Below are 24,594 nucleotides of genomic sequence, written 5' to 3'. Positions count from 1 at the left end.
TTCAGCGCCGATGGTACTGCATGGGGGACCGTGTGGGAGAGTAGGACGCCGCCGAACAATATTTGAAGGACCCTTGGTCCCAGCGTACATGCTGGGACCAAGGGTCCTTTTTCTGTTTGTGTGCAAGATCGAACGTGTATCACCCCAAGACAGGAGCCACATCAATGTCCAATTCCTCGGAGGAGCAGTCGGGCCGGCCCGAGCGCTCGGACAGGCCGCGTCGCCAGAGCGGTGACGAGAGGCGGGGTGGTTTTCGTCGTGATGATCGGCCGTCGTTCCGGCGTGATGACCGTCGGGAGGAGCGGCCGCGTGGTCCGCGCCGCGACGATGACCGGGTCCAGGGGCGTGGTGACCGTCGTGACGACCGTGGCGGTTTTCGTCGTGATGATCGGCCGTCGTTCCGGCGTGATGACCGTCGGGAGGAGCGGCCGCGTGGTCCGCGCCGCGACGATGACCGGGTCCAGGGGCGTGGTGACCGTCGTGACGACCGTGGTGGCTTCCGTCGTGATGATCGGCCGTCGTTCCGGCGTGACGATCGTCGGGAGGAGCGGCCGCGTGGTCCGCGCCGCGACGATGACCGGGTCCAGGGGCGTGGTGACCGTCGTGACGACCGTGGCGGTTTTCGTCGTGATGATCGGCCGTCGTTCCGGCGTGACGATCGTCGGGAGGAGCGGCCGCGTGGTCCGCGCCGCGACGACGAGCGGGGAAGGCGCCCGTACGGCCAGGACGGTGGCCGGGGCCGCGATGACCGTGGTGGGTTCCGCGGGCGGCGCGAGGGCGGAGGAGCCGGTTACCGGCGTGAGGAGCGTCCGCGCGACCGCGGTCAGGACAGGGAGCCCATCAAGCGGTTGCCGATCCCGGAGGACGTCACCGGACAGGAACTGGACAAGGACGTGCGGCAGGAGCTGATGAGCCTGCCCAAGACGCTCGCCGAGGATGTCGCCAGGAATCTGGTGATGGTGGCGAAGCTGCTGGACGAGGACGCCGAGCAGGCGTACGGCTATGCCAGGGTCGCGCTGCGGCTGGCCTCCCGTGTCGCCGCGGTGCGCGAGGCCGCGGGCTTCGCCGCCTACGGGGTGGGGAAGTACGCCGAGGCGCTGGCCGAGTTCCGGGCTGCCCGCCGGATGACCGGTTCTTCCCACCTGTGGCCTGTGATGGCCGACTGCGAGCGTGGCCTCGGTCGGCCGGAGAAGGCACTCGCCATGGCCGGTGAACCGGAAGTGCAGAAGCTCGACAAGGCCGGACAGGTGGAGATGCGTCTGGTCGCGGCGGGAGCACGGCGAGACATGGGGCAGGCCGAGGCAGCCGTGGTCACGCTCCAGAGCCCTGAGCTGGCGTCGAACTCCGTACAGCCGTGGACGGCCCGGCTGCGTTACGCGTACGCGGACGCGCTGCTGGCCGTGGGCCGTGAGGAGGAGGCCCGTGAGTGGTTCGCCAGGGCGCTGGAGGCGGACCAGAGCGGGATGACCGACGCGTCGGACCGGCTGGCCCAGCTGGACGGTGTGGAGTTCCTGGACGCGCTCGACCCGGAGGCGGACCTGGAGGGCGTGCCCGGGCCGGAGAAGGCGAGCGGGGAGCGCCCCGCCGAGGCTGCCGAGGCCGGCGGTGAGGACCGGGAGAGCGGGTACGGGAGCCGTGGCCGGGACAGTGACCGGAGCGGTGACCACCGGGGCGCGGAGGAAGAGCGCTGAGCGGCTTCTGAGGCGCGTCGTACGGCGAGGGCGGGACCTGTCCAAGGACAGGCCCCGCCCTCGCCGTACGGTCAGGCAGCCTCTTCCGACCGGCCGTCGAGGGCACGCAACACCAGGCCGGTGGCCGGTTTGGGGCCGAAGGACGTTGACTTTCGCGGCATGGTCACGCCCCGGAGGGCCAGCCCGCGTACGGTCTCCTCCGAGACCGCGCGCATCAGGACCGCCGAGCCGCCCAGGCGCTCGGCCTGCTCCACGGCCGCCGCCGCGTCGTGGAGGTAGCCGATCCCTGAGGAGTTGTCCGGTACGTGCCAGACGGCGGCCAGCAGGGCCGAGTGCAGGACCGTGGCGTCCAGCCGCCGCCACTCCTCGGGAAGGCCGTCGCGGACGGTGCGCGCGAGCAGGTCCGGGCCGGGATCGTGCAGCAGGTGGAAGGCACCGTCGCCGGTGAGCAGGAAGGCGTTGCCGGGGGTGGTCTCCAGAGTGCGCAGGGCGTGGGGGAGCGGGCCGTCGACGGTCCGTACGCGGAAGGCGCCCCCCAGCCGGGACAGGGCCTCGGTCACCGGCAGACGGGGCAGCACGCGGTGGATGGCCTGCACCCGCAGCGGGTAGCGGGCGGTGTCCACCAGCAGCACCAGGCCGTGGTCCCAGAAGCCGTGCCGGCCGGCGGACCCTCCGACGTGCTCGGAGCGCAGGCGCAGATAGGTGGCCCAGCGGTGGTGGCCGTCGGCGATGAGCGCCTGGCGGCGGGAGAGGTCGCGCCCTGCCTCGGCGATCTCCTGCTCGTCGGTGACCGCCCACAGCCGGTGCGAGAAGCCGTCCTCGGTGGTGGTGGAGAGCAGCGGGGGTCTGCCGGTGGCGCGCTCGATGACGGCGGTCGCGCCGGTGGCGGTGCCGTCGCCGCGGTAGGACAGCAGCAGTGGTTCGAGGTTGGCGGCGGTCTCGCGCATCAGGGCCGCGCGGTCCTCGACGACCTCCGGCATCACGTCCTCGTGGGGAAGTACGACGCCCTCGTCCGGCGGGGTCAGGCGCAGGGCGCCGATCAGGCCGCGCTGGAGCACGTCGCCCCGGCGCTGCTCGTAGACGTACAGGGCCGGCTCCGGGTCCCGCACGAGGACGCCCTGCGCCTCCCAGCGGCGCAGGGTCCGGGCGGCCTGCGGATGCCGGGCGGCCGGGTCGGCGGCCTCGGGGAGGATCAGCCGCACGATGTTGTGGGGGTCCGCGGTCTGCAGATGGTGCAGGCCGTCGGGCCGGACCACGACGTCGTAGGGGGGCGATGTCACGGCGGCCAGGCTGCCGACCCGGTCGGGGGCGTAGCGCAGGCCGCGGAAGGGGGCGAGGAGGAGGCCGCCCGAGGGGTGTTCGGGGCCCGGGGATCGCAGCATTGGTGCATGTTATGCCGGTGTGCCGGGTGGGAGATGATCGGGGGAGGAAGACCGCCGGCGCGAGGAGCGAGACGACGATGAACGGACACCACCGCCCGATACGCACCCGGCCGGAGGGCTGCGGAGCCCCGCCGAGCCGGGTGTACGACACCGCGCTGCTCGATCTGGACGGTGTGGTCTACGCGGGCGGCGAGGCGGTCGTCCACGCGGTCGAGTCGCTCGCGGCGGCCCGGGTGGCCGGGATGCGGCTGGCGTACGTGACGAACAACGCGGCGCGCACCCCCGGGACCGTCGCCGGGCACCTGACGCGGTTGGGGGTGCCCGCCGAGCCGGGTGAGGTGGTCACCTCGGCACAGGCGGTGGCGCGGATGATCTCCGAGGAGCTGCCGGCCGGCTCACGGGTGCTGTGCGTGGGCGCGGAGGGGCTGCGGGTGGCGCTGCGCGAGCGCGGTCTGGAACCGGTGGAGTCGGCGGACGACGGCCCGGCGGCGGTCGTGCAGGGGTACGGCGGGCCGGAGATGCCCTGGGGGCGGCTGGCGGAGGCGGCGATCGCGGTGGGGCGCGGACTGCCGTGGTTCGCCTCCAACGGGGATCTGACGATTCCCAGCGGCCGGGGCATCGCGCCGGGCAACGGCGCGGCCGTGGAGGTGGTGCGGATCGCGACGCGCTGGATGCGCCCGGCACCGGAGCCGAGGATGGCGGGCAAGCCTCTGCCGCCGATGCACCGCGAGACGATCCTGCGCACGGGCGCGCGGCGGCCGCTGGTGGTCGGGGACCGGCTGGACACCGACATCGAGGGCGCGTGCGCGGGGGGTGTGGACTCGCTGCTGGTGCTCACCGGTGTCACGGACGCGGCGCAGCTGCTGGCCGCTCCCCCCAAGCACCGGCCGACATATGTGGCCGCCGACCTGCGGGCGCTGCACCGGGCGCAGCCGGAGGTGGAAGAGCTGCGCGACGGGGGACGGAGCGGGTTCCTGTGCGGCGGCTGGACCGCTTCGGCGGAGGGCGGCGCGCTGCGGCTGGAGGGCAGTGGGGACGATCCGCTGGACGGGCTGCGGGCGCTGTGCGCGGTCGCGTGGACGCAGGCCGGGGAGGGCGTGTGCCGGGCCGGTGCGGACGGGGCGCTGGCGGCCCTCGGAATGTGATATCGGCCTCCGCGCCAGGGGCTCCGTAACCGCTCCCGCGCGGGCAGGAGGAGCCGGGCGCGGCCACGGGCCGTGGGCCCGGACACGGGGCGGTGCGGTCAGCGCAGGGCGACGCTCGCCGAGGCGGTGTAGGACTCCTCGACCGCACCGTCCGGGAAGAGCGCCGCCAGCCGCTCGCGTTCCTCGTCGAGGAAGGCGGCGGCGCGCTTCCCGCCGAGGACGAGGAAGTCGGAATGGCTGGCGAGGTTGGCCAGATGGGTCTCCAGCGGTACCTGCCGGGACCAGCGCACCTGTCGGCGGGTGAAGCCGGGGCCGGACGGCAGCGAGCGGGCCCGGGCCGCCTCCACCGTCTCCTGGTCGGCGCCGAAGAAGCGGCGCACCCGGGCGGCCTGGCCGGCGATCCAGCCGACGGACTCGTCGGAGTCGTTGCGCAGGACGGCGAGGGCGCCGCCGGGACGCAGGGCACGCATGGCCTCGGGCACCGACCGCCCCGGGTCGGTCCAGTGCCAAGCCTGGGCGTAGGTGACCAGGTCGAAGCGGCCGGAGGCCAGCGGCAGGCGGTCCCCGTCGCCGCGCACCAGGGGGACGCCGGGGAGGGCGCGGCGGAACTCGGCCGCCATGCCGTCACCGGGCTCGACGGCCATGGCGCGGGCGCCGCGGGCGGCCAGGAGCGCGGTGAGGATGCCGGTGCCGGCTCCGACGTCGGCGGCGCGGGCGCCGGTGATGGGGCGGCCCCAGAGTTCCTCGACGGCGTCCAGGAGGGCGGGCGGGTAGGAGGGGCGGTTCGCGGCGTACAGGGCCGCGGCGGAGTCGAAGGAGCGGGCGTGGGAGGCGGTGGTCATGCGGTCATCATCGCCGTCCGGGAACCCGCCCACACCCGGTTCCCGCGGCCTCCCGGCCGGTGCGTCCGGCCGGGAGGTCTCCGGACCGCTCAGAGCAGCGACCGCAGCCGCAGCAGGTCCCGCAGGCCCGCCTCCAGCCTGACGCGGCCCCGGGCCCAGGCCCGGGCGAAGTTCAGCCGTCCGTCCACCAGCGAGACCAGATCGTCGCTGGTCATGGCCAGTCTGATCTGGGCGCGCTCGGAGGGCGGGCCATGGACGGTGGTCATGTCCTCGATGCGGCCGTGGACGAGCCGGCCGGTGAAGGTGGTGTCCAGATCGGTGAGATGGCAGCTGACCGAGCGCTCCAGGGCGGCGGCGCTGCGCACGTCGTCGTCCGCGTCCGCGAGGTTCCTCGCCAGCCGCTCCAGCGCGGTCCGGCACTGCTGTGTGGTCGCCATCGCCTCACGACGGTACCGCAGGGCGAGTGCCCGTCGTCGCCCAGGACGCCGCGCACGGTAGCGTCGTGACCATGGACGAGCCGATGTCCGGCACCGCGCCGGAGACGGAACCAGCAGTACAGGGCCCGGTGGGCGCGGGAACGGCGCCGGGGGAGGAGATCCCGGCCGGGGACGGCGGGCCGAGGCCCCTGGGAGCGGGGGTGACCCCCACCGGGGACGCCGGTGTCGACGCCCGGCTGCGTCGCCTGGCGGACGCCGACCACCTCGCCGTCTCCGGGCATCTGGAGGTGTACGAGGATGTGCACCGCGGGCTGCGTGACACGCTGACCGCGCTCGACCAGCGACCCGGGCCGCCCGCACCGGGCGCGCCGCACAACCCCGGGAGCTGAACCGCACGTGGCAGCGTCACGAAACCAGCGCGGCCGGCGCAACCGGCTCGACGCGGAGCTGGTGCGCCGGGGCCTGGCCCGCTCGCGCGAGCACGCCGGCCGGCTCATCGCCGCGGGCCGGGTCGCCGTCGGCGGCGCCACCGCGACCAAACCCGCCACCCAGGTGGAGACCGGGGCGGCCGTCGTCGTGACCGAGGACGCGGCCGACCCCGACTACGTCTCGCGCGGAGGCCACAAGCTGGCCGGAGCCCTGGAGGCGTTCACCCCGCGCGGGCTGACCGTGGCCGGGCGGCGGGCGCTGGACGCCGGGGCGTCCACCGGCGGCTTCACCGATGTGCTGCTGCGCGCCGGCGCCGCGCGGGTGGTGGCCGTGGACGTCGGCTACGGGCAGCTCGCCTGGTCGCTGCAGAGCGACGAGCGGGTGCTGGTGCGCGACCGCACCAACGTCCGCGAGCTGACCCCGGAGCAGATCGGCGGTGAGCCGGTGGACATCGTGGTCGGCGATCTGTCCTTCATCCCGCTCGGCCTGGTGCTGCCGGCCCTCGCGCGCTGTGCGGCGCCCGGGGCCGATCTTGTGCTGATGGTCAAACCGCAGTTCGAGGTGGGGCGGGAGCGGCTGGGCAGCGGGGGTGTGGTGCGCAGTCCGGCCCTGCGGGCCGAGGCGGTCCGCACCGTCGCCGGCCAGGCCGCGGAACTGGGTTTCGGAGTGCTCGGAGTGACCGCCAGTCCTCTGCCGGGCCCCTCCGGTAATGTCGAGTACTTCCTGTGGCTGCGTGCCGGGGCACCCGAACTGGACCCGGCCGATGTCGACCGAGCCGTGGCGGAGGGCCCCCAGTGACCACGCAGAGCACGAAGCAGAGCACGACCGGACGGACCGCGCCGGCCGCCGGGAGCGCGGAGGACGCCGGACGGACCGTGTTCCTGATCACCCACACGGGCCGTCCGGCCGCTGTCCGCAGCGCCGAGCTCGTCGTCCAGGGGCTGCTGCGCAACGGCATCGGCGCGCGCGTCCTGGCCCAGGAGGCGGCCGACCTGACGCTGCCGCCGTCCGTGCGGACAGTGGCGGACGGCGAGCCCTGCGAGAAGGCCGTGGAGGGCTGCGAGCTGATCGTCGTGCTCGGCGGGGACGGGACGCTGCTGCGCGGCGCGGAGTTCGCCCGCGCCTCGGGGGTGCCGATGCTGGGGGTCAACCTCGGCCGGGTCGGCTTCCTGGCCGAGGCCGAGCGCGACGACCTGGACAAGGTCGTGCGGCGGGTGGTCGCGCGCTCCTACGAGGTGGAGGAGCGGATGACCGTCGACGTGCTCGTCCTCAACGACGGGGACGTCGTCCACCGAGACTGGGCGCTGAACGAGGCCTCGGTGGAGAAGGCCGCCCGCGAGCGGATGCTGGAGGTCGTCGCGGAGGTCGACGGCCGGCCGGTCTCCCGTTTCGGCTGCGACGGTGTGGTGTGCGCCACGCCCACCGGTTCGACGGCCTACGCCTTCTCCGCGGGCGGGCCGGTGGTCTGGCCGGAGGTCGAGGCACTGCTGCTGGTGCCCATCAGCGCTCACGCGCTGTTCGCCAAGCCCCTGGTGACCACGCCCGATTCGGTGCTGGCCGTCGAGGTGCAGCCGCAGACCCAGGGGGGCGTCCTGTGGTGCGACGGGAGGCGCACCGCCGAACTGCCCGCCGGGGCACGGGTGGAGGTGCGGCGCAGCGCGGTGCCGGTGCGGCTGGCGCGGCTGCACCACGCCTCCTTCACCGACCGTCTGGTGGCGAAGTTCGCCCTGCCGGTGGCCGGGTGGCGCGGGGCGCCGCACTGACCGCGCCGCGCCGGCCCGCTTGCCACGCCGACCGCACCCGCCGGGTCGGCCGTGTGTGCGCGCGGTGGGGAGGAGGGGGCGCGCGGGGCGTGTGGTGCGGACCGTGAGTGGGGATCCTGCCGTGGAACCTCGTATGGTCGTATCCGTGTTGGAGGAGATGCGGATTCGGGCCCTGGGCGTGATCGATGACGCCGTCGTCGAGCTGTCCCCCGGCTTCACCGCGGTGACCGGTGAGACCGGCGCGGGCAAGACCATGGTCGTCACCAGTCTGGGACTGCTGCTCGGCGGACGGGCGGACGCCGCCCTGGTGCGGGTGGGCGCCAAGGCCGCCGTGGTGGAGGGCCGGATCGTGCTGCCGCCCGGTGCGCCCGCGGCGCGGCGCGCCGAGGAGGCGGGCGCGGAGCTGGACGAGGGCGCACTGCTGGTCAGCCGGACGATCTCGGCCGAGGGGCGCTCGCGCGCCCATGTCGGCGGGCGCTCGGCGCCCGTCGGACTGCTGGCGGAGCTGGGCGAGGACCTGGTCGCGGTGCACGGCCAGACGGACCAGCAGGGCCTGCTGCGGCCCGCTCGGCAGCGCGAGGCGCTGGACCGGTACGCGGGCGAGGCGGTCTCCGTCCCGCTGGCCGAGTACGGCCGGGCCTACCGGCGGCTGCGCGCGGTCTCCGCCGAGCTGGCCGAGCTGACCACGCGTGCCCGCGAGCGCGCCCAGGAGGCCGATCTGCTGCGCTTCGGCCTGGAGGAGATCGCCGCGGCCGAGCCCCGGGCGGGCGAGGACGCCGAGCTGGCCGCCGAGGCCGAGCGGCTCGGCCACGCCGAGGCCCTGGCGTCGGCCGCGGCCACCGCCCACGGCGCGCTGGCCGGCGATCCGGCCGATCCGGAGTCGGTGGACGCGGGCGCGCTGGTCGCCGGAGCCCAGCGCGCACTGGAGGCCGTGCGGTCGCACGATCCGGCGCTGGCGGCGCTGGCCGACCGGCTGGGTGAGGTGGGCATCCTGCTGGCGGACGTGGCAGGGGAGCTGGCCGGGTACGCGGACGACCTGGACGCCGATCCGGCGCGGCTGGCCGCGGTCGAGGAGCGCCGGGCCGTCCTGTCCCACCTGACCCGCAAGTACGGCGAGGACACCGCCGCCGTCCTGGCCTGGGCCGAGGAGAGCGCCACCCGGCTGGCCGAGCTCGAGGGAGACGACGACCGGATCGGGGAACTGGCCGCCGAGCGGGATGTGCTCCGCGCCGAACTGGCCGCCCTCGCGCAGCGTTTGACCCAGGCTCGGACGGAGGCCGCCAAGCGGTTCGCCGACGCGGTCACCGCCGAGCTGGCCGAGCTCGCCATGCCGCACGCCCGCGTCACCGTGGAGCTGCGCCGGCACGAGACGGCCGACGAGGAGTCGGGGATCGAGGTGGACGGGCGGCCGGTCGCCTTCGGCCCCCACGGCGTGGACGAGGTGGAGCTGCTGCTGGCCCCGCACCCCGGCGCCCCGCCCCGCCCCATCGCCAAGGGCGCCTCCGGCGGTGAGCTGTCGCGGGTGATGCTCGCCGTCGAGGTCGTCTTCGCGGGCACCGCCCCGGTGCCGACCTATCTCTTCGACGAGGTGGACGCCGGTGTGGGCGGCCGGGCCGCCGTGGAGGTCGGGCGGCGGCTGGCGCGGCTGGCGAAGTCGGCGCAGGTCGTGGTCGTCACCCACCTCCCGCAGGTCGCGGCGTTCGCCGACCGGCATCTGGTGGTGGAGAAGACCTCCGACGGCTCGGTGACGCGCAGCGGTGTGAAGACCCTCCGGGGCGAGGACCGGGTGCGCGAGCTGTCCCGGATGCTGGCCGGGCAGGAGGACTCGGAACTCGCCCGCGCCCATGCCGAGGAACTGCTGGAGGCGGCCCGCTCCGGCATCTGACGCCGGGCTTCGGGCCCCGTTCCGGCCGCTGGTGTTTCACCCGTACGGCGTGGCGTCCCGCCGGGGCCGGGGTGGCATCCTGGAGGCGCCGCACCGCCTGTACGCCGTACGCTGCTGTGCGTGATCCGCGGCCCGGCGGGGCGGGCCCGCCGGTCCGAGCCGTCCGAATCCTTCGAGCCCTCACCCCAGGAGCCCCGGCACCCAGTGAAGACCACCCCGGTTCCACCGCACGGCAGGCCGCCGCTGCACGTCGTGCAGGTGATCGGCGGCGGCAGCGCCCGCGTCTGCGCACATGTGCGCTCCCTGACCGCCGGGCTGGTGGCGCGGGGGGTGCGGGTGACCGTCTGCGCGCCGCCGGGCACCGAACCCGACTACGGCTTCACCGGTCTTGGCGCCCACTTCGTTCCCCTGTCCTGCGGCACCGGTCCCGAGGCGGCCGCGGTGCTGCGCGCGGTGTGCGCGGACGCCGCTGTGGTGCACGCCCACGGGATGCGCGCCGGTGCGCCGGCCGCCCTGGCGCTGTGCGGACGGCGCCGGACACCGCTGGTGGTCACCTGGCACGCCCGGGTCCAGCCGGCGGGGGTGCGGGCCCGGCTGATGCGGCTGCTGGAGCGGCGGGTGGTGCGGGCCGCGCGGGTGGTGTTCGGCACGACCTCGGATCTGGTGGACCGGGCCCGCCGCCACGGTGCCCGCGACGCCCGGCTGGCTCCGGTGACCGTGGCCGTGACGGGCGAGAGGTACGGGGGATGGCCGGGCGGGAGGTACGGGGAGGGGCCGGGCGGGGCGGACGACGCGGCGCGGGAGAAGGCCCGGGCCGAACTGGGCGTCACCGGCCGTCCGCTGATCCTCGCCATCGGCCGGCTCGTCCCCCGTCAGGGGCACACCACCTTGCTGACCGCCTCCCGGGCCTGGCGCCGGCTGGAACCGCAGCCGCTGCTGGCCATCGCCGGTGAGGGGCCGACGCGCCCCGCGCTGCAGCGCCGCATCGAGGCCGAGGAACTGCCGGTACGGCTGCTGGGGCGGCGCGAGGACGCCCTGGAACTGCTCGCCGCCGCCGATGTCGCCGTGCTGCCCGCGCGCTGGGAGGGCAGGGCGGTGGTGGCGCAGGAGGCGCTGCGGGCCGGGGTGCCGCTGGTGGCGAGCGCGGTGGGCGGTCTGCCGGAACTGGTCGGCGACGCCGCGCTGCTGGTTCCCTACGGCGACGCGGACGCGCTGGCGGAGGCGGTCGCCGGACTGCTCGGCGACCCCGCCCGGCGCCGCGGGCTGGCCGAGGCCGGGCGCGCCCAGGCCGCCACCTGGCCGAGCGAGGACGACACGGTGGCCCAGGTGCTGAGCGTGTACGACGAGCTGGCACAGGGAAGCTGACCGCCCGGACCTCCGCCGTGTCCGGCCCCCGGCCGGGCTCCGTGCACGGCCGGGTCAGCTGGAGGCGCGGACGACCAGTTGCGCGGGGGTGACGACCGGGGCCGGCCGCTCGCCGCCGGAGGCGCCGCCCAGCCCGAGCCGCCGCAGCAGCAGCTCCGCCATCATCCGGCCCATCCCCTGGATGTCCTGGCGCACGGTGGTCAGCGCGGGCTCGGCCCAGGCGGCCTGCTCCAGATCGTCGTAGCCGACCACCGCCACGTCCTGCGGCACCCGCAGCCCGCGGGCGCGCAGCGTCCGCAGTGCGCCCGTGGCCGTCAGGTCGTTGCCCGCGAACACCGCGTCGGGAACGGGCGAGCGGTCCAGCAGCTCGGCCATGGCCCGCTCGCCGCCCTCGGCCGTGAAGTCGCCGTGGGCGACCAGGGCGGGGTCGGGCTCGGACAGGCCCAGGGCGTCGAGGTAGCCGTCGAGCCGGTCCAGGGCGGAGGTCTGGTCCAGCGGGCCGGTGATCACCGCGATCCGCCGCCGCCCCCGCTGAAGCAGGTGCTCCACCGCCTGCCGGGCGCCGCCCCGATTGTCGGTGTCCACGTACAGCAGCTCGGGGTCGTCCTCGGCGCCGGGCCAGCCCGGCCGCCCGCCGAAGACCGTGGGCAGGCCGGAGGCGTTCGCCATGGACGGCAGCGGGTCGTCCCGGTGCAGCGAGAACATCAGCGCGCCGTCCACGTGCCCGCCCGCCAGATAGCGGCCGATGCGGTCGTAGTCCGTGCGGCCCTCCAGCAGCATGAGCAGCAGTTGCGTGTCGCACGCCGCCAGCTCGCGGCTGATGCCGCGCAACTGCTGGGCGAAGAAGGGGTCGGAGAACACCCGGGTCTCCGGCTCGGCGATCACCACGGCGACGGCTCCGGTGCGTCGGGTGACCAGGCTGCGCGCCGCGCTGTTGGGGATGTAGCCCAGCTCCGCCACGGACGCCTGGACCCGGTCCCGCAGGGACTTGCGGACACCGGCGCCCCCGTTGACCACGCGCGAGACGGTGGCGCGGGAGACCCCGGCGTGGGCGGCGACCGCTTCGAGGGTGGGTCTGGGACCGTGCACGGGCGAACAACTCCTTCTCTCGCGGAATCCCGACGCTACCGCCGGACGCGGGGGGCCGGTCCACTCTGCGAGTGAGAGCGCTTTCACGACCCCGCCGTACGTTCTACAGCACCGTGGCGCGGCACCGCCCGGCGCGTCCGGGAGACGGACGTCACCGGGCGGTGCCGCGCGCGGTCGCGCGGGCGGGCGGGCCGTCAGCCCCCGTAGGCCCCCGAGGCCGTCAGCCGCAGGGCGGTGTCGATCAGCGGAACGTGGCTGAACGCCTGCGGGAAGTTGCCCACCTGGCGTCCCAGGCGGGAGTCCCACTCCTCCGCGAGCAGCCCCAGGTCGTTGCGGAGCGAGAGCAGCTTCTCGAAGAGCCGGCGCGCCTCCTCCACCCGGCCGATCATCGCCAGGTCGTCGGCCAGCCAGAAGGAGCAGGCCAGGAACGCGCCCTCGTCGCCCTCCAGCCCGTCCAGCCCCGCGTGCTCGCCCGAGGTCGGGTAGCGCAGCACGAAGCCGTCCGGCGTGGACAGCTCGCGCTGGATGGCCTCGATGGTGCCGATGACCCGCTTGTCGTCCGGCGGCAGGAAGCCCACCTGCGGGATCAGCAGCAGGGAGGCGTCCAGCTCCTTGGACCCGTAGGACTGGGTGAAGGTGTTCCGCTCGGGGTCGTAGCCCTTCTCGCAGACATCGCGGTGTATCTCGTCGCGCAGCGCGCGCCACCGCTCCAGCGGGCCGTCTGCCTCACCGGACTCGATCAGGCGGATCGTGCGGTCCACCGCCGTCCAGGCCATGACCTTGGAGTGCACGAAGTGGCGGCGCGGGCCGCGCACCTCCCATATCCCCTCGTCCGGCTCGTTCCAGTGGTCCTCCAGGTAGGTGATCAGCTTGATCTGCAGGAGGCTGGCGTAGTCGTTGCGCGCCAGACCGGTCATGTGCGCCAGGTGCAGGGCCTCGATGACCTCGCCGTAGACATCGAGCTGGAGCTGGGAGGCGGCGCCGTTGCCGACCCTCACCGGCTGGGAGTTCTCGTAGCCGGGGAGCCAGGAAAGCTCCGTCTCGCCCAGCTCGCGCTCGCCGGCGATGCCGTACATGATCTGCAGGTTCTCCGGATCGCCGGCGACCGCGCGCAGCAGCCACTCGCGCCAGGCCAGCGCCTCGCTGCGGTAGCCGGTGCGCAGCAGCGACGACAGCGTGATCGCCGCGTCGCGCAGCCAGGTGAAGCGGTAGTCCCAGTTGCGCACACCGCCGATGTGCTCGGGCAGCGAGGTGGTGGGGGCCGCGACGATGCCGCCGGTCGGGGCGTAGGTGAGCGCCTTGAGCGTGATCAGGGAGCGGACCACCGCCTCCCGGTAGGGGCCGTGGTACGTGCACTGGCGCACCCAGTCGCGCCAGAAGTCCTCGGTCGCCGCCAGGGACGCCTCCGGCTCCGCCGGCGCCGGGGGCTCCTTGTGGGAGGGCTGCCAGCTGATGGTCATCGCCACCCGGTCGCCCGGCGCGACGGTGAAGTCGGCGTAGGTGGTCAGGTCCTCGCCGTAGGTGTCGGCCTCGGAGTCCACCCACACGGAGTCGGGGCCGGCCACGGCGACGGTGCGGCCGTCCACCTTGTGCACCCACGGCACCACCCAGCCGTAGGAGAACCGCATCCGCAGCGCCGAGCGCATCGGCACACGGCCGCTGACCCCCTCCACGATGCGGATGAGCTGCGGCGCGTGGTGCTCGCGCGGCGGCATGAAGTCGATCACCCGCACCGTCCCGCGCGGGGTGTCCCACTCGGACTCCAGAACCAGGGAATCGCCCCGGTAGCGGCGGCGGCTGGCCGCCGGCGGCTCCTGGCCGGCGGGGTGGGCGGGACCCAGGCGCCAGAAGCCGTGCTCCTCGGTGCCCAGGAGCCCGGCGAAGACGGCGTGCGAGTCGAACCGGGGCAGGCACAGCCAGTCCACCGAACCGTCCCGGCATACCAGGGCGGCGGTCTGCATGTCCCCGATGAGTGCGTAATCCTCGATGCGCCCGGCCACGAGCATCTCCAGTCGAACAGTGGCTACGCCCCGTGGGACGTGCGGTCTTCCGTCCTGTCCGCACGGGCGGGCCCGCGCGGACAGTCTGAGCAGGATACGACGCGGCCAGATGTTCCGCGCCGAGGTCACCTTAGGGGTGATGGGGCCTTCCGGGTGACAACAATCCGGTGATTGACAACCGCGGTGTACGGCTTCGGCGACGACCGCCGGGACCGTCGCACAAGCGGGCGCCCTGCCAGCCGCCCCGGTAACTGTGCCATGGTCCGGGCCGGCGGTGGGCCGCGCCTCGGCAGCCCGGACGCGCCGCTGATACCCTGGTAGCCCGTGGAGCGGAGGGCACAACAACCCCCGAACCGCAGCGACGGCACCCCCGCCGGCCGAACCGGTCCGGCCGGGGCGGCCGCAGCGCACGTCACCTCGCGACCACGGGAGCCCCCTCTTGGCCATGCCGACTCGATCCTCGACATCCATGACGACCAAGCACCTCTTCGTCACCGGGGGTGTCGCCTCCTCGCTCGGCAAGGGCCTGACCGCCTCCAGCCTGGGCGCCCTGCTCAAGGCGCGGGGACTGCGGGTCACCATGCAGAAGCTCGACCCGTACCTCAACGTCGACCCCGGCACGATGAACCCCTTCCAGCACGGCGAGGTGTTCGTCACCAACGACGGCGCCGAGACCGACCTGGACATCGGCCACTACGAGCGGTTCCTCGACGTCGACCTCGACGGCTCCGCCAACGTCACCACCGGCCAGATCTACTCCACGGTCATCGCCAAGGAGCGGCGCGGCGAGTACCTGGGCGACACCGTGCAGGTCATCCCGCACATCACCAACGAGATCAAGCACCGCATCCGCCGGATGGCCACCGAGGACGTGGACGTGGTGATCACCGAGGTCGGCGGCACCGTCGGCGACATCGAGTCGCTGCCGTTCCTGGAGGCCGTGCGCCAGGTGCGGCACGAGGTCGGCCGCGACAACGTCTTCGTCGTCCACATCTCGCTGCTGCCCTACATCGGGCCCTCCGGCGAGCTGAAGACCAAGCCCACCCAGCACTCGGTCGCCGCCCTGCGCAACATCGGCATCCAGCCCGACGCCATCGTGCTGCGCGCCGACCGCGATGTGCCCGTCTCCATCAAGCGCAAGATCTCGCTGATGTGCGACGTGGACGAGGACGCGGTGGTGGCCTGCAAGGACGCCCCGTCGATCTACGACATCCCCAAGGTGCTGCACACCGAGGGCCTGGACGCCTACGTGGTGCGCCGGATGGGCCTGCCCTTCCGCGACGTGGACTGGACCCAGTGGGACGACCTGCTGCGCCGCGTCCACCAGCCCGACCACGAGGTGACCGTCGCGCTGGTCGGCAAGTACATCGACCTGCCCGACGCCTATCTGTCGGTCACCGAGGCACTGCGCGCCGGAGGCTTCGCCAACAACGCCCGCGTGAAGATCAAGTGGGTCACCTCCGACGACTGCCGCGTCCCCGGCGGGGCGAGGAAGCAGCTCGGCGACGTGGACGCGATCTGCATCCCCGGCGGTTTCGGCGAGCGCGGGGTGGAGGGCAAGGTCGCCGCGATCACCTACGCCCGCGAGAACGGCATCCCGCTGCTGGGCCTGTGCCTGGGCCTGCAGTGCATCGTCATCGAGGCCGCCCGCAACCTGGCCGGCATCGAGGGCGCCAACTCCACCGAGTTCGACCAGGCCGCGCCCCACCCGGTGGTCTCCACCATGGAGGAGCAGCTCGACATCGTCGCCGGTGAGGGTGACCTGGGCGGCACCATGCGGCTGGGGATGTACCCGGCCAAGCTCGCCGAGGGCTCGATCGTGCGCGAGGTCTACGGCGGCGAGCCGTACGTCGAGGAGCGCCACCGCCACCGTTACGAGGTCAACAACGCCTACCGGGCCGAGCTGGAGAAGACCGGTCTGGTGTTCTCCGGCACCTCCCCGGACAACAAGCTGGTGGAGTACGTCGAGTACCCGCGCGAGACCCACCCCTACCTGGTCGCGACCCAGGCCCACCCCGAGCTGCGCTCCCGGCCCACCCGCCCGCACCCGCTCTTCGCCGGCCTGGTCGGCGCGGCCGTGAAGCGGCAGATGGACTCCGGCGCGGCCCCCCGGGCCGCCTCCGCCGCGGCGGGCCGGGAGGCCTGAGCCGTGGTGGACAGGGACGGGAGGGCCGGAGGGCCCGCGGACGGACAGGCGCTGCGGGACGTCCCGCAGCAGTGGCGGGTCACCGCCTCCGAGACGCCCTTCGAGGGTGTCAAGACCAGCGTGCGCACCGACCGTGTGGTGATGCCGGACGGCTCCGTCGCCGCCCGCGACTACCAGGTCCACCCCGGCTCGGTGGCCGTCCTCGCCCTCGACGAGCAGGACCGGGTGCTGGTGATCAGCCAGTACCGGCACCCGGTGCGGCACAAGCTGTGGGAGATCCCCGCCGGCCTGCTCGACGTACCCGGTGAGAACCCGCTGGGCGCCGCCAGGCGCGAGCTGTACGAGGAGGCGCACGTCAAGGCCGAGGACTGGCGGGTGCTGATCGACGTCTACACCTCGCCCGGCGGCTGCGACGAGGCGGTGCGCGTCTTCCTGGCCCGCGGTCTGTTCGACGCCGAGGGCGAGCGCTTCGAGGTCAGCGACGAGGAGTCGGACATGGAGGTGGCCCGCGTACCCCTGGCGCAGCTGGTGCGCGGCGCGCTGGCGGGGGACCTGCACAACAACTGCCTGGTGACCGGTGTCCTGGCGCTGACCGCCGCACGGACCGAGGGCGGCCTGGATGCCCTGCGCCCGGCCGAGGCGCCCTGGCCCGCCAGGCCCTTCGAGGCATGAGGGGCCGGCCGTGACGGCCGGAATGTGAGCGTGCTCGGGGCGCGGAGCGGCCGCTCCGCGCCCCGAGCACGCGGCGCCGGTGCGGACCGTCCGCGGTGAACTACCCTTCCAGCCGTGACGGATCAGGCGGTGCACACCGGCGGGCCGGCCCCGTCCGCCGGAGCCGTGGACGGAGGCGGGGCGGCGGGCGGTCTCCTCGGACGGCGGCGCGAACTGGACCGGTTGCGCGCCGACGCCGAACACGCCGGGCCGGACACCCTCTCCGGCCGCCCTTCGGCCCGCTGCCGTGTCCTGCTCGTCGCGGGCCGGCCCGGCTCGGGCCGCACCGCGCTGGCGGAGGAGTTCGCGCGGCGGGTGGCCGCCGACTACCCCGACGGGATCCTGCGCGCCCGGCTCAGCGATCCGGACGGCACCCCCGTCCCCACCGAACGCACCGCCCGCGATCTGCTCCGCGCTCTGCCCGCCGTCCGCGGCACGGCCGGCGGGCCCGCGGCCGCGTCTGTCGCCGGGGCGGGGGACGCGGAGCTCGCCGAGGCGCTGCGCGCCGCCCTGGCGGACCGCCGCGTCCTGCTTGTGCTGGACGACGTGGCCGCTCCCGAGCAGCTTCACGGCCTGCTGCCCGACAGCCGGGGCTGCCTCGTGCTGGCCGTCTCCCGCGGCCCGATGACCGGCATTTCGGACGTGCGGCCCTGCACGCTGGAGGGGCTCGACACGGCCGCGGCCGTCGCCCTGCTGGAGCAGCGGGCCGGAGACACCCCGCGCATCACCGTCGACCCGCGTGCGGCGGAGGCCCTGGCCGAGGCCTGCGGCGGGCGTCCCGCGGCGCTCGCCCTGGTCGGGGGCTGGCTGGCGGCCCACCCCATGGCGTCCGTGGCCGAGGCGGCCCGGCGGTTCGCGGCCCTCCCCGACGACCTCCCCGGCGGTGCGGCGGACGACGCCCACGAACCCGAGGACGCGTCGGGACGGGTGCCCGGCGGCCATCCCCGCCGTCCTGCCGATGGCCCGCCCGGCCCCGCGCGAGCCGCCGTCCCCGGCCCCCGCACCCGTCCCGCTCCGGTCGCCCGGCCGCTGGCCCGCGCCTTCCACCTGGTCCACGGCTCGCTGCCGCCCTTCGCCGCGCGCTTCCTGCGCCTGCTGGCGCTCGCCCCGGCCGGACTCGCCGACGCCCACACCGCCGCGGCCCTCGCCGGCTGCCGGGCGGACGAGGCCGCGGCCACGCTGGAGGCCTTCACCGGACTCGGTCTGCTGCGCACCACCGCCACCCCGGGGCTGTACACCGTCCCGGGCTGCCTCGCCCCCTTCCTCGCGGCCGTGCTGGAGGAGCGGGAGCGCCCCCAGGACGTGAGACTGGCCCGGGCGCGGGTACTGGAGCGGTCGGTGCGGCTGCTGCGGTCCTGCCGGGCCGCGGCCGAGCCGCCCGGTTCACCGGCCCGCCGGGCGGCGGCCGGGCTGCCGCGCGCCCTGCGTTTCGAAAGCCGCGCCGCCGCTGCGGCCTGGCTCGGCCCCCGGCTGCCGGGCCTGCGCGCGGCCACCCGCACCGCCGTTGCGGACGGGGAACTGGACACCCTGGCCCGGCGGCTGGCCGCCGCCCTCGCCGGGGCCCTGACCGCGCACGCGGGACCCGAGTCGGCCGCCCCGGAGATGTACCGGCTCCACGAACTGCTGCTGCCGGTCACCGAGCGGCGCGGACTGCACGGCGAGCGCGCCGCGATCCTGCTCGACCTCGGCGACCTCGACGCCCATGCGGGCCGCCCGCACCGGGCGCTGACGCGCTACCGCGCCGCGCTGGAAGCGGCCCGGGCCGACGGCGGGCGCGGTGGCGACCGGAGCGCGGCGGCGGCCGCGCGTGCGCTGGAGTCCCTGGGCGACACCTACGCGCGCCTGGGGGACGACCGGCGCGCCGGCGACTGGTACGGCAGGGCGCTGGCGCTGTGCCAGACCCGCGGCGAGCCGGCCGACGAGGCCCGGCTGCACGGGCTGATCGGGGCCGCGTATCTGCGCGAGGGGCGCTGGGAGGAGGCCCTGCGGGCCTGGCGGGCCTGCGCCGCGGCCTGCCGGCGGCTGCGGGACGGCGAGTCGTACGCACGGGCGCTGGAGGAGGTGGCCAGGGTCCAGGAGTACGCGGGCCGCGCCGAGGAGGCCCGGCGCACTCGCCGCCGGGCCCTGAGGTGGGGGCGTCCGGGGACCGGGCACGGGGGCGGGGGAGACGGCGCCCGTTCGCGTCCCGCGGTGGCGCGGTGGATGCTGGAAGAAGCCCCGCGCGCCGCCGAGAGCGACAGTCGGCCTGCGAAATAGATAGCGATCCTCGCAAAAATTGACCCTTTGCAAGGCTGGACAGGGCGAAACCCTTCATTAAACTGGCCGAGCTGCGGCCGCTCGACCGCATCCGACATTTACCCCATGTACCGGTGCGGTGGGGTGGGCCCCGGTCCATTCCGCAACCATGACACCCCATGAGACAAGGACCGTGATCGACGTGAAGGTCGGCATCCCCCGCGAAGTCAAGAACAACGAGTTCCGCGTGGCCATCACCCCGGCCGGTGTGCACGAGCTCGTACGCAACGGGCACCAGGTCCACGTGGAGCGGAGCGCCGGTGAGGGCTCCTCCATCCCCGACCGGGAGTACGCCGAGGCCGGCGCCGTCATCCTGGACGGCGCCGACGAGGTGTGGGCCACCGCCGAACTGCTGCTGAAGGTCAAGGAGCCGGTCGCCGAGGAGTACCACCGGCTGCGCAAGGACCAGACGCTGTTCACCTACCTCCACCTGGCCGCTTCCCGCGAGTGCACCGACGCGCTGCTGCGCTCGGGCACCACCGCCATCGCCTACGAGACGGTGGAGACCGCCGACCGCGCGCTGCCGCTGCTGGCGCCCATGTCGGAGGTCGCGGGCCGGATCGCCCCGCAGGTGGGCGCCTACCACCTGATGCGCTCGGCCGGCGGCCGCGGAGTGCTGCCCGGCGGCGTGCCGGGTGTCGCGCCGAGCCGTGCGGTGGTCATAGGCGGCGGCGTCTCGGGCTGGAACGCCACCCAGATCGCCGTCGGCATGGGCTTCCACGTCACCCTGCTGGACAAGGACGTGCGCAAGCTGCGCGAGGCCGACCGGATCTTCGGCACACGGGTGCGGACGATCACCTCCAACGCGTACGAGCTGGAGAAGGCCGTCCTCGACGCCGACCTGGTCGTCGGCGCGGTGCTGATCCCGGGCGCCAAGGCGCCGAAGCTGGTCACCAACGAGCTGGTGTCGCGGATGAAGCCGGGCAGCGTCCTGGTGGACATCGCGATCGACCAGGGAGGCTGCTTCGAGGACTCGCGTCCCACCACCCACGCGGAGCCGACCTTCGCCGTCCACGACTCGGTCTTCTACTGCGTCGCCAACATGCCCGGCGCGGTGCCGAGCACCTCGACGTACGCGCTGACCAACGCCACGCTGCCGTACATCGTCGAGCTGGCCAACCTCGGCTGGCGCGACGCCCTGCGCCGCGACCCCGTGCTCGCCGGAGGCCTCAACGTCCACGACGGCGAGGTCACCTACGGCCCGGTCGCCGAGGCGCACGGGCTGCCGGCGCGCGAGCTGGCCTCGCTGCTCGGCTGACGGCCCGGCCGGCCGGCCGGCGGTCGGGCCGGTCGGCGGGCTGCCGACGGAGTAGACAAGTCGTCATATGAAGTGCCGGTGACGGTCAACGGTGTGCGTCAACACCACCCGTCAACACCGTCACCGCCGTTCCGCCGACCGGCACCCGGGCCTCCCGGGTGCCGGTCGGCGGTTTCCCTTGTATGACCGGAGTTCGACCCCGAGGCGGGGCCCGTGCCGGGCCGACACGGCGTCAACTCGCCGCGATCGTCGTACTTCGCCCCTTTCGCGCCCCCGGAAGGCCTCGCCCGCGCGGCTGTTACACCCTTGACAGACGGGTACATGGTTGCCGACACATCCGGCCGTCTGCGGCGGATTGTGTTGCTGCGGACGGCCGACACGCCATAGAGTCGCCAATCATCGGCATGGTGCCACGCTGACCTGTCTAGAAGTTTCCTGGTCACCAAGGAGGTAGGACGACTTGTGAATGAGTCGACATTTACTCCCCCAGGTGGACGACCGGGAATGCCTTCGCGGGGCGAAGCCCCCCCGGGACTCGAAGCCGTCGGCTCCGTCGCTGTCCAGACTTTCGCAGCCCACCAGAACCAGGCGAGCATGACAGCCAATCAGAGCATGGACGGCCACCGAGCGAACGCCATGGCCGCCGACCGCAGGGGCGGCGAGACCGGCCGGCCGGCCGACCACGCGGACCCCCACTACGAGGAACTCCCCGAGGGGCACTTCTACGACCCCGACGCGGAGTACGAACCCGACCCCGAGTACGCGGCCACCCTCGCGCCCGACGCCGCCCGCCAGCGCCGTGAGCGCATCGGGCCCACGGGCCGGCCGCTGCCGTACTTCCCGATCCCGGGCCCGGTCACCGAGCACGGCCCGGCGAAGATCATCGCGATGTGCAACCAGAAGGGCGGGGTGGGCAAGACCACCTCGACCATCAACCTGGGCGCCGCGCTCGCCGAGTACGGCCGCCGGGTGCTGCTGGTGGACTTCGACCCCCAGGGCGCCCTCTCCGTCGGCCTCGGCGTCAACCCGATGGAACTGGACCTGACCGTCTACAACCTGCTCATGGAGCGGGGTATGTCGGCGGACGAGGTGCTGCTGAAGACGGCCGTGGCGGGCATGGACCTGCTGCCCAGCAACATCGACCTGTCCGCGGCCGAGGTGCAGCTCGTCAGCGAGGTCGCCCGCGAGTCGACGCTCCAGCGCGCCCTGACGCCGCTGCTGCCCGACTACGACTTCATCGTCATCGACTGCCAGCCGTCCCTCGGCCTGCTCACCGTCAACGCGCTGACCGCGGCGCACAAGGTGATCGTGCCGCTGGAGTGCGAGTTCTTCGCGCTGCGCGGGGTGGCGCTGCTGACCGAGACGATCGAGAAGGTCCAGGAGCGACTCAACCCGGAACTGGAGCTCGACGGCATCCTGGCGACGATGTACGACTCGCGCACCGTGCACAGCAGAGAGGTGCTCGCGCGCGTGGTCGAGGCGTTCGACGACAACGTGTACCACACCGTCATCGGGCGCACGGTCCGCTTCCCGGAGACCACGGTCGCCGGCGAGCCGATCACCACCTACGCCTCCAACTCCGTCGGCGCCGCCGCCTACCGCCAGCTCGCCAGGGAGGTGCTCGCCCGGTGCCACGCCGAGTGAGTCTCCCGGCAGCCGACGAACTGTTCCGTTCCACCGGAGGGTCCCCGGTCCAGCCGTCGACCCCCCAGCAGCACACCGGCGGCGACGCATCCGCCGCCGCCCGGCTCCCCGCCCCGGCGGGCGAGCAGGGCACCGCGGCAGAGCCCGCCCCCACCGGCGACGGCGACGGCGACGGCCCGGAGCGTACGGCGGGCGCCGCCGGAGCCCCGGAGACCGGCGGCCGCGAACTCCGGCAGCCCCCGCTGCCCGGCCAGAACGCCGGGCGCGGCGGCCGCGACACGGCGGAGACCCGCCGGGGCGCCGGCCAGCCCCCGGCCCAGCCCGCCGCGGGCGCGGCCCGGGGCCAGGGCAGGGGCCGTACGGCCGTTGGCGCCGCGGCGCCCCGGCGCGGCAGGCCCGCGGCCCGGCGCCCCAGCGGGCGCGAGCGCCACGACGAGAAGATCACGGTCTACGTCTCCGCCGAGGAGCTGATGGACCTCGAGCACGCCCGGCTGGTGCTCCGCGGCGAGCACGGCCTGGCCGTGGACCGCGGCCGGATCGTCCGCGAGGCGGTCGCCGTGGTCCTCGCGGACCTGGAGGCACGCGGCGACGCGAGCATCCTGGTGCGCCGCCTGCGCGGCCGCTGACCCGCGGGGCGGTAGCCTGCCCGGCGATGCCGACCGCCGACGACCCCGCGCCGACCCCCCGGCGCTCCCGCCGCCCACTGGGCCGGGGGCCGGGGGCGGCGCCGGCCGCTCCGGTATCTCCCGCACCTCCGGTGGCCTCCGGGCCCGAGCCCCCGGGAGAGCCGGAACCGGCCGCTCCGCCCGGCCCGGCCCCCGCCGCCGGACCCGGGCCCGGCCCGCCGCGCGAGCCCGAGTCCGAGCACGTCTCCCCGCGCGGATCCGAGCCCGAGCCCGGACCGGAGGAAGTACGGCAGCCGCCGCCCGGTAAGAGCCCGGGGCACGGAGAGGACGGGGAGCCCGAGGCCCGGGAGGAAGAGGGCACGGACGGGGCCGCAGAACCCGGCGACGGCCGTTTCAAAGTGGTCCTGGACAACTTCGAAGGCCCCTTCGACCTCCTCCTCCAGCTCATCTCCCGGCACAAGCTGGACGTCACCGAGGTCGCCCTGTCGAAGGTCACCGACGAGTTCATGGCGCACATCCGCGCCATGGGCCCCGACTGGGACCTCGACCAGACCACCGAGTTCCTGGTCGTCGCCGCCACCCTGCTCGACCTGAAGGCCGCACGGCTGCTGCCCGCCGCCGAGGTCGAGGACGAGGCGGACCTCGCCCTGCTGGAGGCGCGCGATCTGCTCTTCGCCCGGCTGCTGCAGTACCGCGCGTACAAGCGGGTCGCCGAGATCTTCGACGGCCGCCTGGCCGCCGAGGCACGCCGCCACCCGCGTACGGTGGGACTGGAGCCGCACCACGCCGAGCTGCTGCCCGAGGTGGTCATCAGCATCGGTCCCGAGGGCTTCGCCCGACTCGCGGTCAAGGCGATGCAGCCCAGGCCGGAGCCGCAGGTCTACGTCGACCACATCCACGCCCCCCTGGTCAGCGTGCGCGAGCAGGCGGAGGTCCTGGTCGCCAGGCTGCGGGAGCTGGGCGAGGCGAGCTTCGCCTCGCTCACCGAGGACGCGGCCGACACACTCACCGTCGTCGCCCGCTTCCTGGCGCTGCTGGAGCTCTACCGCGAGCGCGCGGTCGTCCTCGAACAGCAGGAGGCGCTCGGCGGTCTCACCGTGCGCTGGAGCGGCGGGGAGGCGACGCGGCCGCTGGTCACCGACGAGTTCGACGCCGGCGACGGCGCGGGCAGGAGCACAGGCGACGACGGGAAGGACGGCCTCGGATGAGTACGGACACGGGAACGGACCCGGGCGCGGGCACGGAAGCGGCCGGGGAGCCCCACCCGCCGGCAGGCGCCTTCGCCGTCGCCGAGCTGGACCTCAAGCCCGCCCTGGAGGCGGTGCTGATGGTCGTCGACGAGCCGGCCACCGAGGAGCACCTGGCCAAGGTGCTCCGGCGCCCCCGCCGCGCGATCGCCGTGGCGCTGCGCGAACTGTCCGACGAGTACACCCGGCAGGGGCGCGGCTTCGACCTGCGGCTGGTCGCCGGAGGCTGGCGCTACTACACCCGCCCCGAGTACGCAGACGCCGTCGAGGGCTTCGTCCTGGACGGCCGGCAGGCCCGGCTGACCCAGGCCGCGCTGGAGACACTGGCCGTGGTCGCGTACCGTCAACCGGTCAGCCGCTCGCGGGTCTCGGCCGTGCGCGGTGTGAACTGCGACGGGGTCATGCGCACCCTCCTCCAGCGCGGGCTGATCGAGGAGGCGGGCACCGAACCCGAAACAGGTGCGATCCTGTACAGGACGACGAACTACTTCCTGGAGCGGATGGGCCTGCGCGGTCTGGACGAGCTTCCGGAACTGGCGCCCTTCCTCCCGGAGGCGGACGCGGTCGAGGCCGAGAGCCAGGAGGGCGTGCCGTCGTTCGACGTGGACGACAGCGGCGATTCCCAGACTTAGAGACAGT

21 protein-coding genes are annotated in these 24,594 nt (G+C 74.5%); 16 read left to right on the top strand and 5 right to left on the bottom strand.

Going from position 1 to position 24,594, the window contains the following annotated elements:
- Positions 1–246 precede the first annotated feature (246 nt).
- Together IQ279_RS11440 and IQ279_RS11435 are read left to right on the top strand one after the other, a co-directional pair.
- Positions 247–909: a hypothetical protein gene (locus tag IQ279_RS11440; RefSeq protein WP_206348274.1), complete on the top strand. Its 663-nt coding sequence runs from the start codon at positions 247–249 to the stop codon at positions 907–909.
- Complete coding sequence (locus IQ279_RS11435; protein WP_307792311.1) at positions 840–1,691, top strand: tetratricopeptide repeat protein; 852 nt, start codon at positions 840–842, stop codon at positions 1,689–1,691. The genes IQ279_RS11440 and IQ279_RS11435 overlap by 70 nt, the downstream gene beginning before the upstream one ends.
- A gap of 71 nt (positions 1,692–1,762) precedes the next feature.
- On the opposite strand, the gene IQ279_RS11430 is transcribed toward IQ279_RS11435, so the two are convergent.
- Positions 1,763–3,073 (bottom strand): DUF1015 family protein, encoded by a 1,311-nt coding sequence (locus IQ279_RS11430; RefSeq protein WP_206348273.1) that lies wholly within the window; start codon positions 3,071–3,073, stop codon positions 1,763–1,765.
- Positions 3,074–3,150: 77 nt separating this feature from the next.
- Here IQ279_RS11430 and IQ279_RS11425 point away from each other — a divergent pair, with 77 nt between their 5' ends.
- On the top strand, positions 3,151–4,218 hold the full coding sequence (locus tag IQ279_RS11425) for an HAD hydrolase-like protein (RefSeq protein WP_206348272.1): 1,068 nt from the start codon (positions 3,151–3,153) through the stop codon (positions 4,216–4,218).
- 98 nt (positions 4,219–4,316) lie between these two features.
- Here IQ279_RS11425 and IQ279_RS11420 read toward each other — a convergent pair whose 3' ends face one another.
- Both IQ279_RS11420 and IQ279_RS11415 read right to left on the bottom strand, forming a co-directional pair.
- A complete protein-coding gene (locus IQ279_RS11420) occupies positions 4,317–5,060 on the bottom strand; it encodes a class I SAM-dependent methyltransferase (RefSeq protein WP_206348271.1) in 744 nt (247 codons plus the stop codon).
- Between the two features lie 89 nt (positions 5,061–5,149).
- Entirely contained in the window at positions 5,150–5,497 is a 348-nt protein-coding gene (locus IQ279_RS11415; RefSeq protein ID WP_101258265.1) for an SCP2 sterol-binding domain-containing protein, read from the bottom strand.
- 71 nt (positions 5,498–5,568) lie between these two features.
- Here IQ279_RS11415 and IQ279_RS11410 point away from each other — a divergent pair, with 71 nt between their 5' ends.
- The 5 genes from IQ279_RS11410 to IQ279_RS11390 all read left to right on the top strand — a co-directional run bounded on the left by IQ279_RS11410 (position 5,569) and on the right by IQ279_RS11390 (position 10,939).
- On the top strand, positions 5,569–5,886 hold the full coding sequence (locus IQ279_RS11410) for a hypothetical protein (protein WP_206348270.1): 318 nt from the start codon (positions 5,569–5,571) through the stop codon (positions 5,884–5,886).
- A gap of 7 nt (positions 5,887–5,893) precedes the next feature.
- Complete coding sequence (locus IQ279_RS11405; protein ID WP_206348269.1) at positions 5,894–6,724, top strand: TlyA family RNA methyltransferase; 831 nt, start codon at positions 5,894–5,896, stop codon at positions 6,722–6,724.
- Positions 6,725–6,801: 77 nt separating this feature from the next.
- Positions 6,802–7,689, top strand: coding sequence for an NAD kinase (locus IQ279_RS11400; protein WP_206348298.1), 888 nt, complete (start codon positions 6,802–6,804; stop codon positions 7,687–7,689).
- 133 nt (positions 7,690–7,822) lie between these two features.
- Entirely contained in the window at positions 7,823–9,574 is a 1,752-nt protein-coding gene (recN, locus tag IQ279_RS11395) for a DNA repair protein RecN (RefSeq protein WP_206348268.1), read from the top strand.
- 204 nt (positions 9,575–9,778) lie between these two features.
- A complete protein-coding gene (locus tag IQ279_RS11390) occupies positions 9,779–10,939 on the top strand; it encodes a glycosyltransferase family 4 protein (RefSeq protein WP_206348267.1) in 1,161 nt (386 codons plus the stop codon).
- A 54-nt stretch (positions 10,940–10,993) separates the two neighbouring features.
- On the opposite strand, the gene IQ279_RS11385 is transcribed toward IQ279_RS11390, so the two are convergent.
- Positions 10,994–12,028: a LacI family DNA-binding transcriptional regulator gene (locus IQ279_RS11385; RefSeq protein WP_206348266.1), complete on the bottom strand. Its 1,035-nt coding sequence runs from the start codon at positions 12,026–12,028 to the stop codon at positions 10,994–10,996.
- Positions 12,029–12,222: 194 nt separating this feature from the next.
- Positions 12,223–14,034, bottom strand: coding sequence for a glycoside hydrolase family 15 protein (locus tag IQ279_RS11380; protein ID WP_206348265.1), 1,812 nt, complete (start codon positions 14,032–14,034; stop codon positions 12,223–12,225).
- Positions 14,035–14,473: 439 nt separating this feature from the next.
- Here IQ279_RS11380 and pyrG point away from each other — a divergent pair, with 439 nt between their 5' ends.
- The 8 genes from pyrG to scpB all read left to right on the top strand — a co-directional run bounded on the left by pyrG (position 14,474) and on the right by scpB (position 24,587).
- Complete coding sequence (gene pyrG, locus IQ279_RS11375; RefSeq protein ID WP_206348264.1) at positions 14,474–16,174, top strand: CTP synthase; 1,701 nt, start codon at positions 14,474–14,476, stop codon at positions 16,172–16,174.
- 51 nt (positions 16,175–16,225) lie between these two features.
- Positions 16,226–16,846, top strand: a complete 621-nt coding sequence (locus tag IQ279_RS11370; protein ID WP_206348297.1) for an NUDIX domain-containing protein — start codon at positions 16,226–16,228, stop codon at positions 16,844–16,846.
- Positions 16,847–16,960: 114 nt separating this feature from the next.
- Positions 16,961–19,141, top strand: coding sequence for a tetratricopeptide repeat protein (locus tag IQ279_RS11365; protein WP_206348263.1), 2,181 nt, complete (start codon positions 16,961–16,963; stop codon positions 19,139–19,141).
- 181 nt (positions 19,142–19,322) lie between these two features.
- Complete coding sequence (ald, locus tag IQ279_RS11360; protein ID WP_206348296.1) at positions 19,323–20,438, top strand: alanine dehydrogenase; 1,116 nt, start codon at positions 19,323–19,325, stop codon at positions 20,436–20,438.
- A gap of 504 nt (positions 20,439–20,942) precedes the next feature.
- Complete coding sequence (locus IQ279_RS11355) at positions 20,943–22,082, top strand: ParA family protein (protein ID WP_206348262.1); 1,140 nt, start codon at positions 20,943–20,945, stop codon at positions 22,080–22,082.
- Positions 22,079–22,708: a hypothetical protein gene (locus IQ279_RS11350; protein WP_307792309.1), complete on the top strand. Its 630-nt coding sequence runs from the start codon at positions 22,079–22,081 to the stop codon at positions 22,706–22,708. The genes IQ279_RS11355 and IQ279_RS11350 overlap by 4 nt, the downstream gene beginning before the upstream one ends.
- A gap of 26 nt (positions 22,709–22,734) precedes the next feature.
- On the top strand, positions 22,735–23,916 hold the full coding sequence (locus tag IQ279_RS11345; RefSeq protein WP_206348260.1) for a segregation/condensation protein A: 1,182 nt from the start codon (positions 22,735–22,737) through the stop codon (positions 23,914–23,916).
- Positions 23,913–24,587 carry an SMC-Scp complex subunit ScpB gene (scpB, locus tag IQ279_RS11340; protein WP_241027932.1) on the top strand — a complete coding sequence of 225 codons (675 nt, stop codon included), beginning with the start codon at positions 23,913–23,915 and terminating at the stop codon, positions 24,585–24,587. Before IQ279_RS11345 ends, scpB begins: the two co-directional genes overlap by 4 nt.
- Positions 24,588–24,594 lie beyond the last annotated feature (7 nt).

This window comes from Streptomyces verrucosisporus (assembly GCF_017114865.1).
Classification (GTDB): domain Bacteria; phylum Actinomycetota; class Actinomycetes; order Streptomycetales; family Streptomycetaceae; genus Streptomyces; species Streptomyces fenghuangensis.
This window is presented reverse-complemented; position numbering and strand designations above follow the sequence as displayed.

Excerpts from the sequence above, each read along its gene's own strand:
- IQ279_RS11430 (WP_206348273.1), bottom strand. The coding sequence starts at position 3,073 with ATGCTGCGATCCCCGGGCCCCGAACACCCCTCGGGCGGCCTCCTCCTC.
- IQ279_RS11355 (WP_206348262.1), top strand. The coding sequence starts at position 20,943 with ATGCCTTCGCGGGGCGAAGCCCCCCCGGGACTCGAAGCCGTCGGCTCC.
- scpB (WP_241027932.1), top strand. The coding sequence starts at position 23,913 with ATGAGTACGGACACGGGAACGGACCCGGGCGCGGGCACGGAAGCGGCC.
- IQ279_RS11420 (WP_206348271.1), bottom strand. The coding sequence starts at position 5,060 with ATGACCACCGCCTCCCACGCCCGCTCCTTCGACTCCGCCGCGGCCCTG.
- recN (WP_206348268.1), top strand. The coding sequence starts at position 7,823 with ATGGTCGTATCCGTGTTGGAGGAGATGCGGATTCGGGCCCTGGGCGTG.
- pyrG (WP_206348264.1), top strand. The coding sequence starts at position 14,474 with ATGCCGACTCGATCCTCGACATCCATGACGACCAAGCACCTCTTCGTC.
- IQ279_RS11345 (WP_206348260.1), top strand. The coding sequence starts at position 22,735 with ATGCCGACCGCCGACGACCCCGCGCCGACCCCCCGGCGCTCCCGCCGC.
- IQ279_RS11415 (WP_101258265.1), bottom strand. The coding sequence starts at position 5,497 with ATGGCGACCACACAGCAGTGCCGGACCGCGCTGGAGCGGCTGGCGAGG.
- IQ279_RS11410 (WP_206348270.1), top strand. The coding sequence starts at position 5,569 with ATGGACGAGCCGATGTCCGGCACCGCGCCGGAGACGGAACCAGCAGTA.
- IQ279_RS11425 (WP_206348272.1), top strand. The coding sequence starts at position 3,151 with ATGAACGGACACCACCGCCCGATACGCACCCGGCCGGAGGGCTGCGGA.
- IQ279_RS11380 (WP_206348265.1), bottom strand. The coding sequence starts at position 14,034 with ATGCTCGTGGCCGGGCGCATCGAGGATTACGCACTCATCGGGGACATG.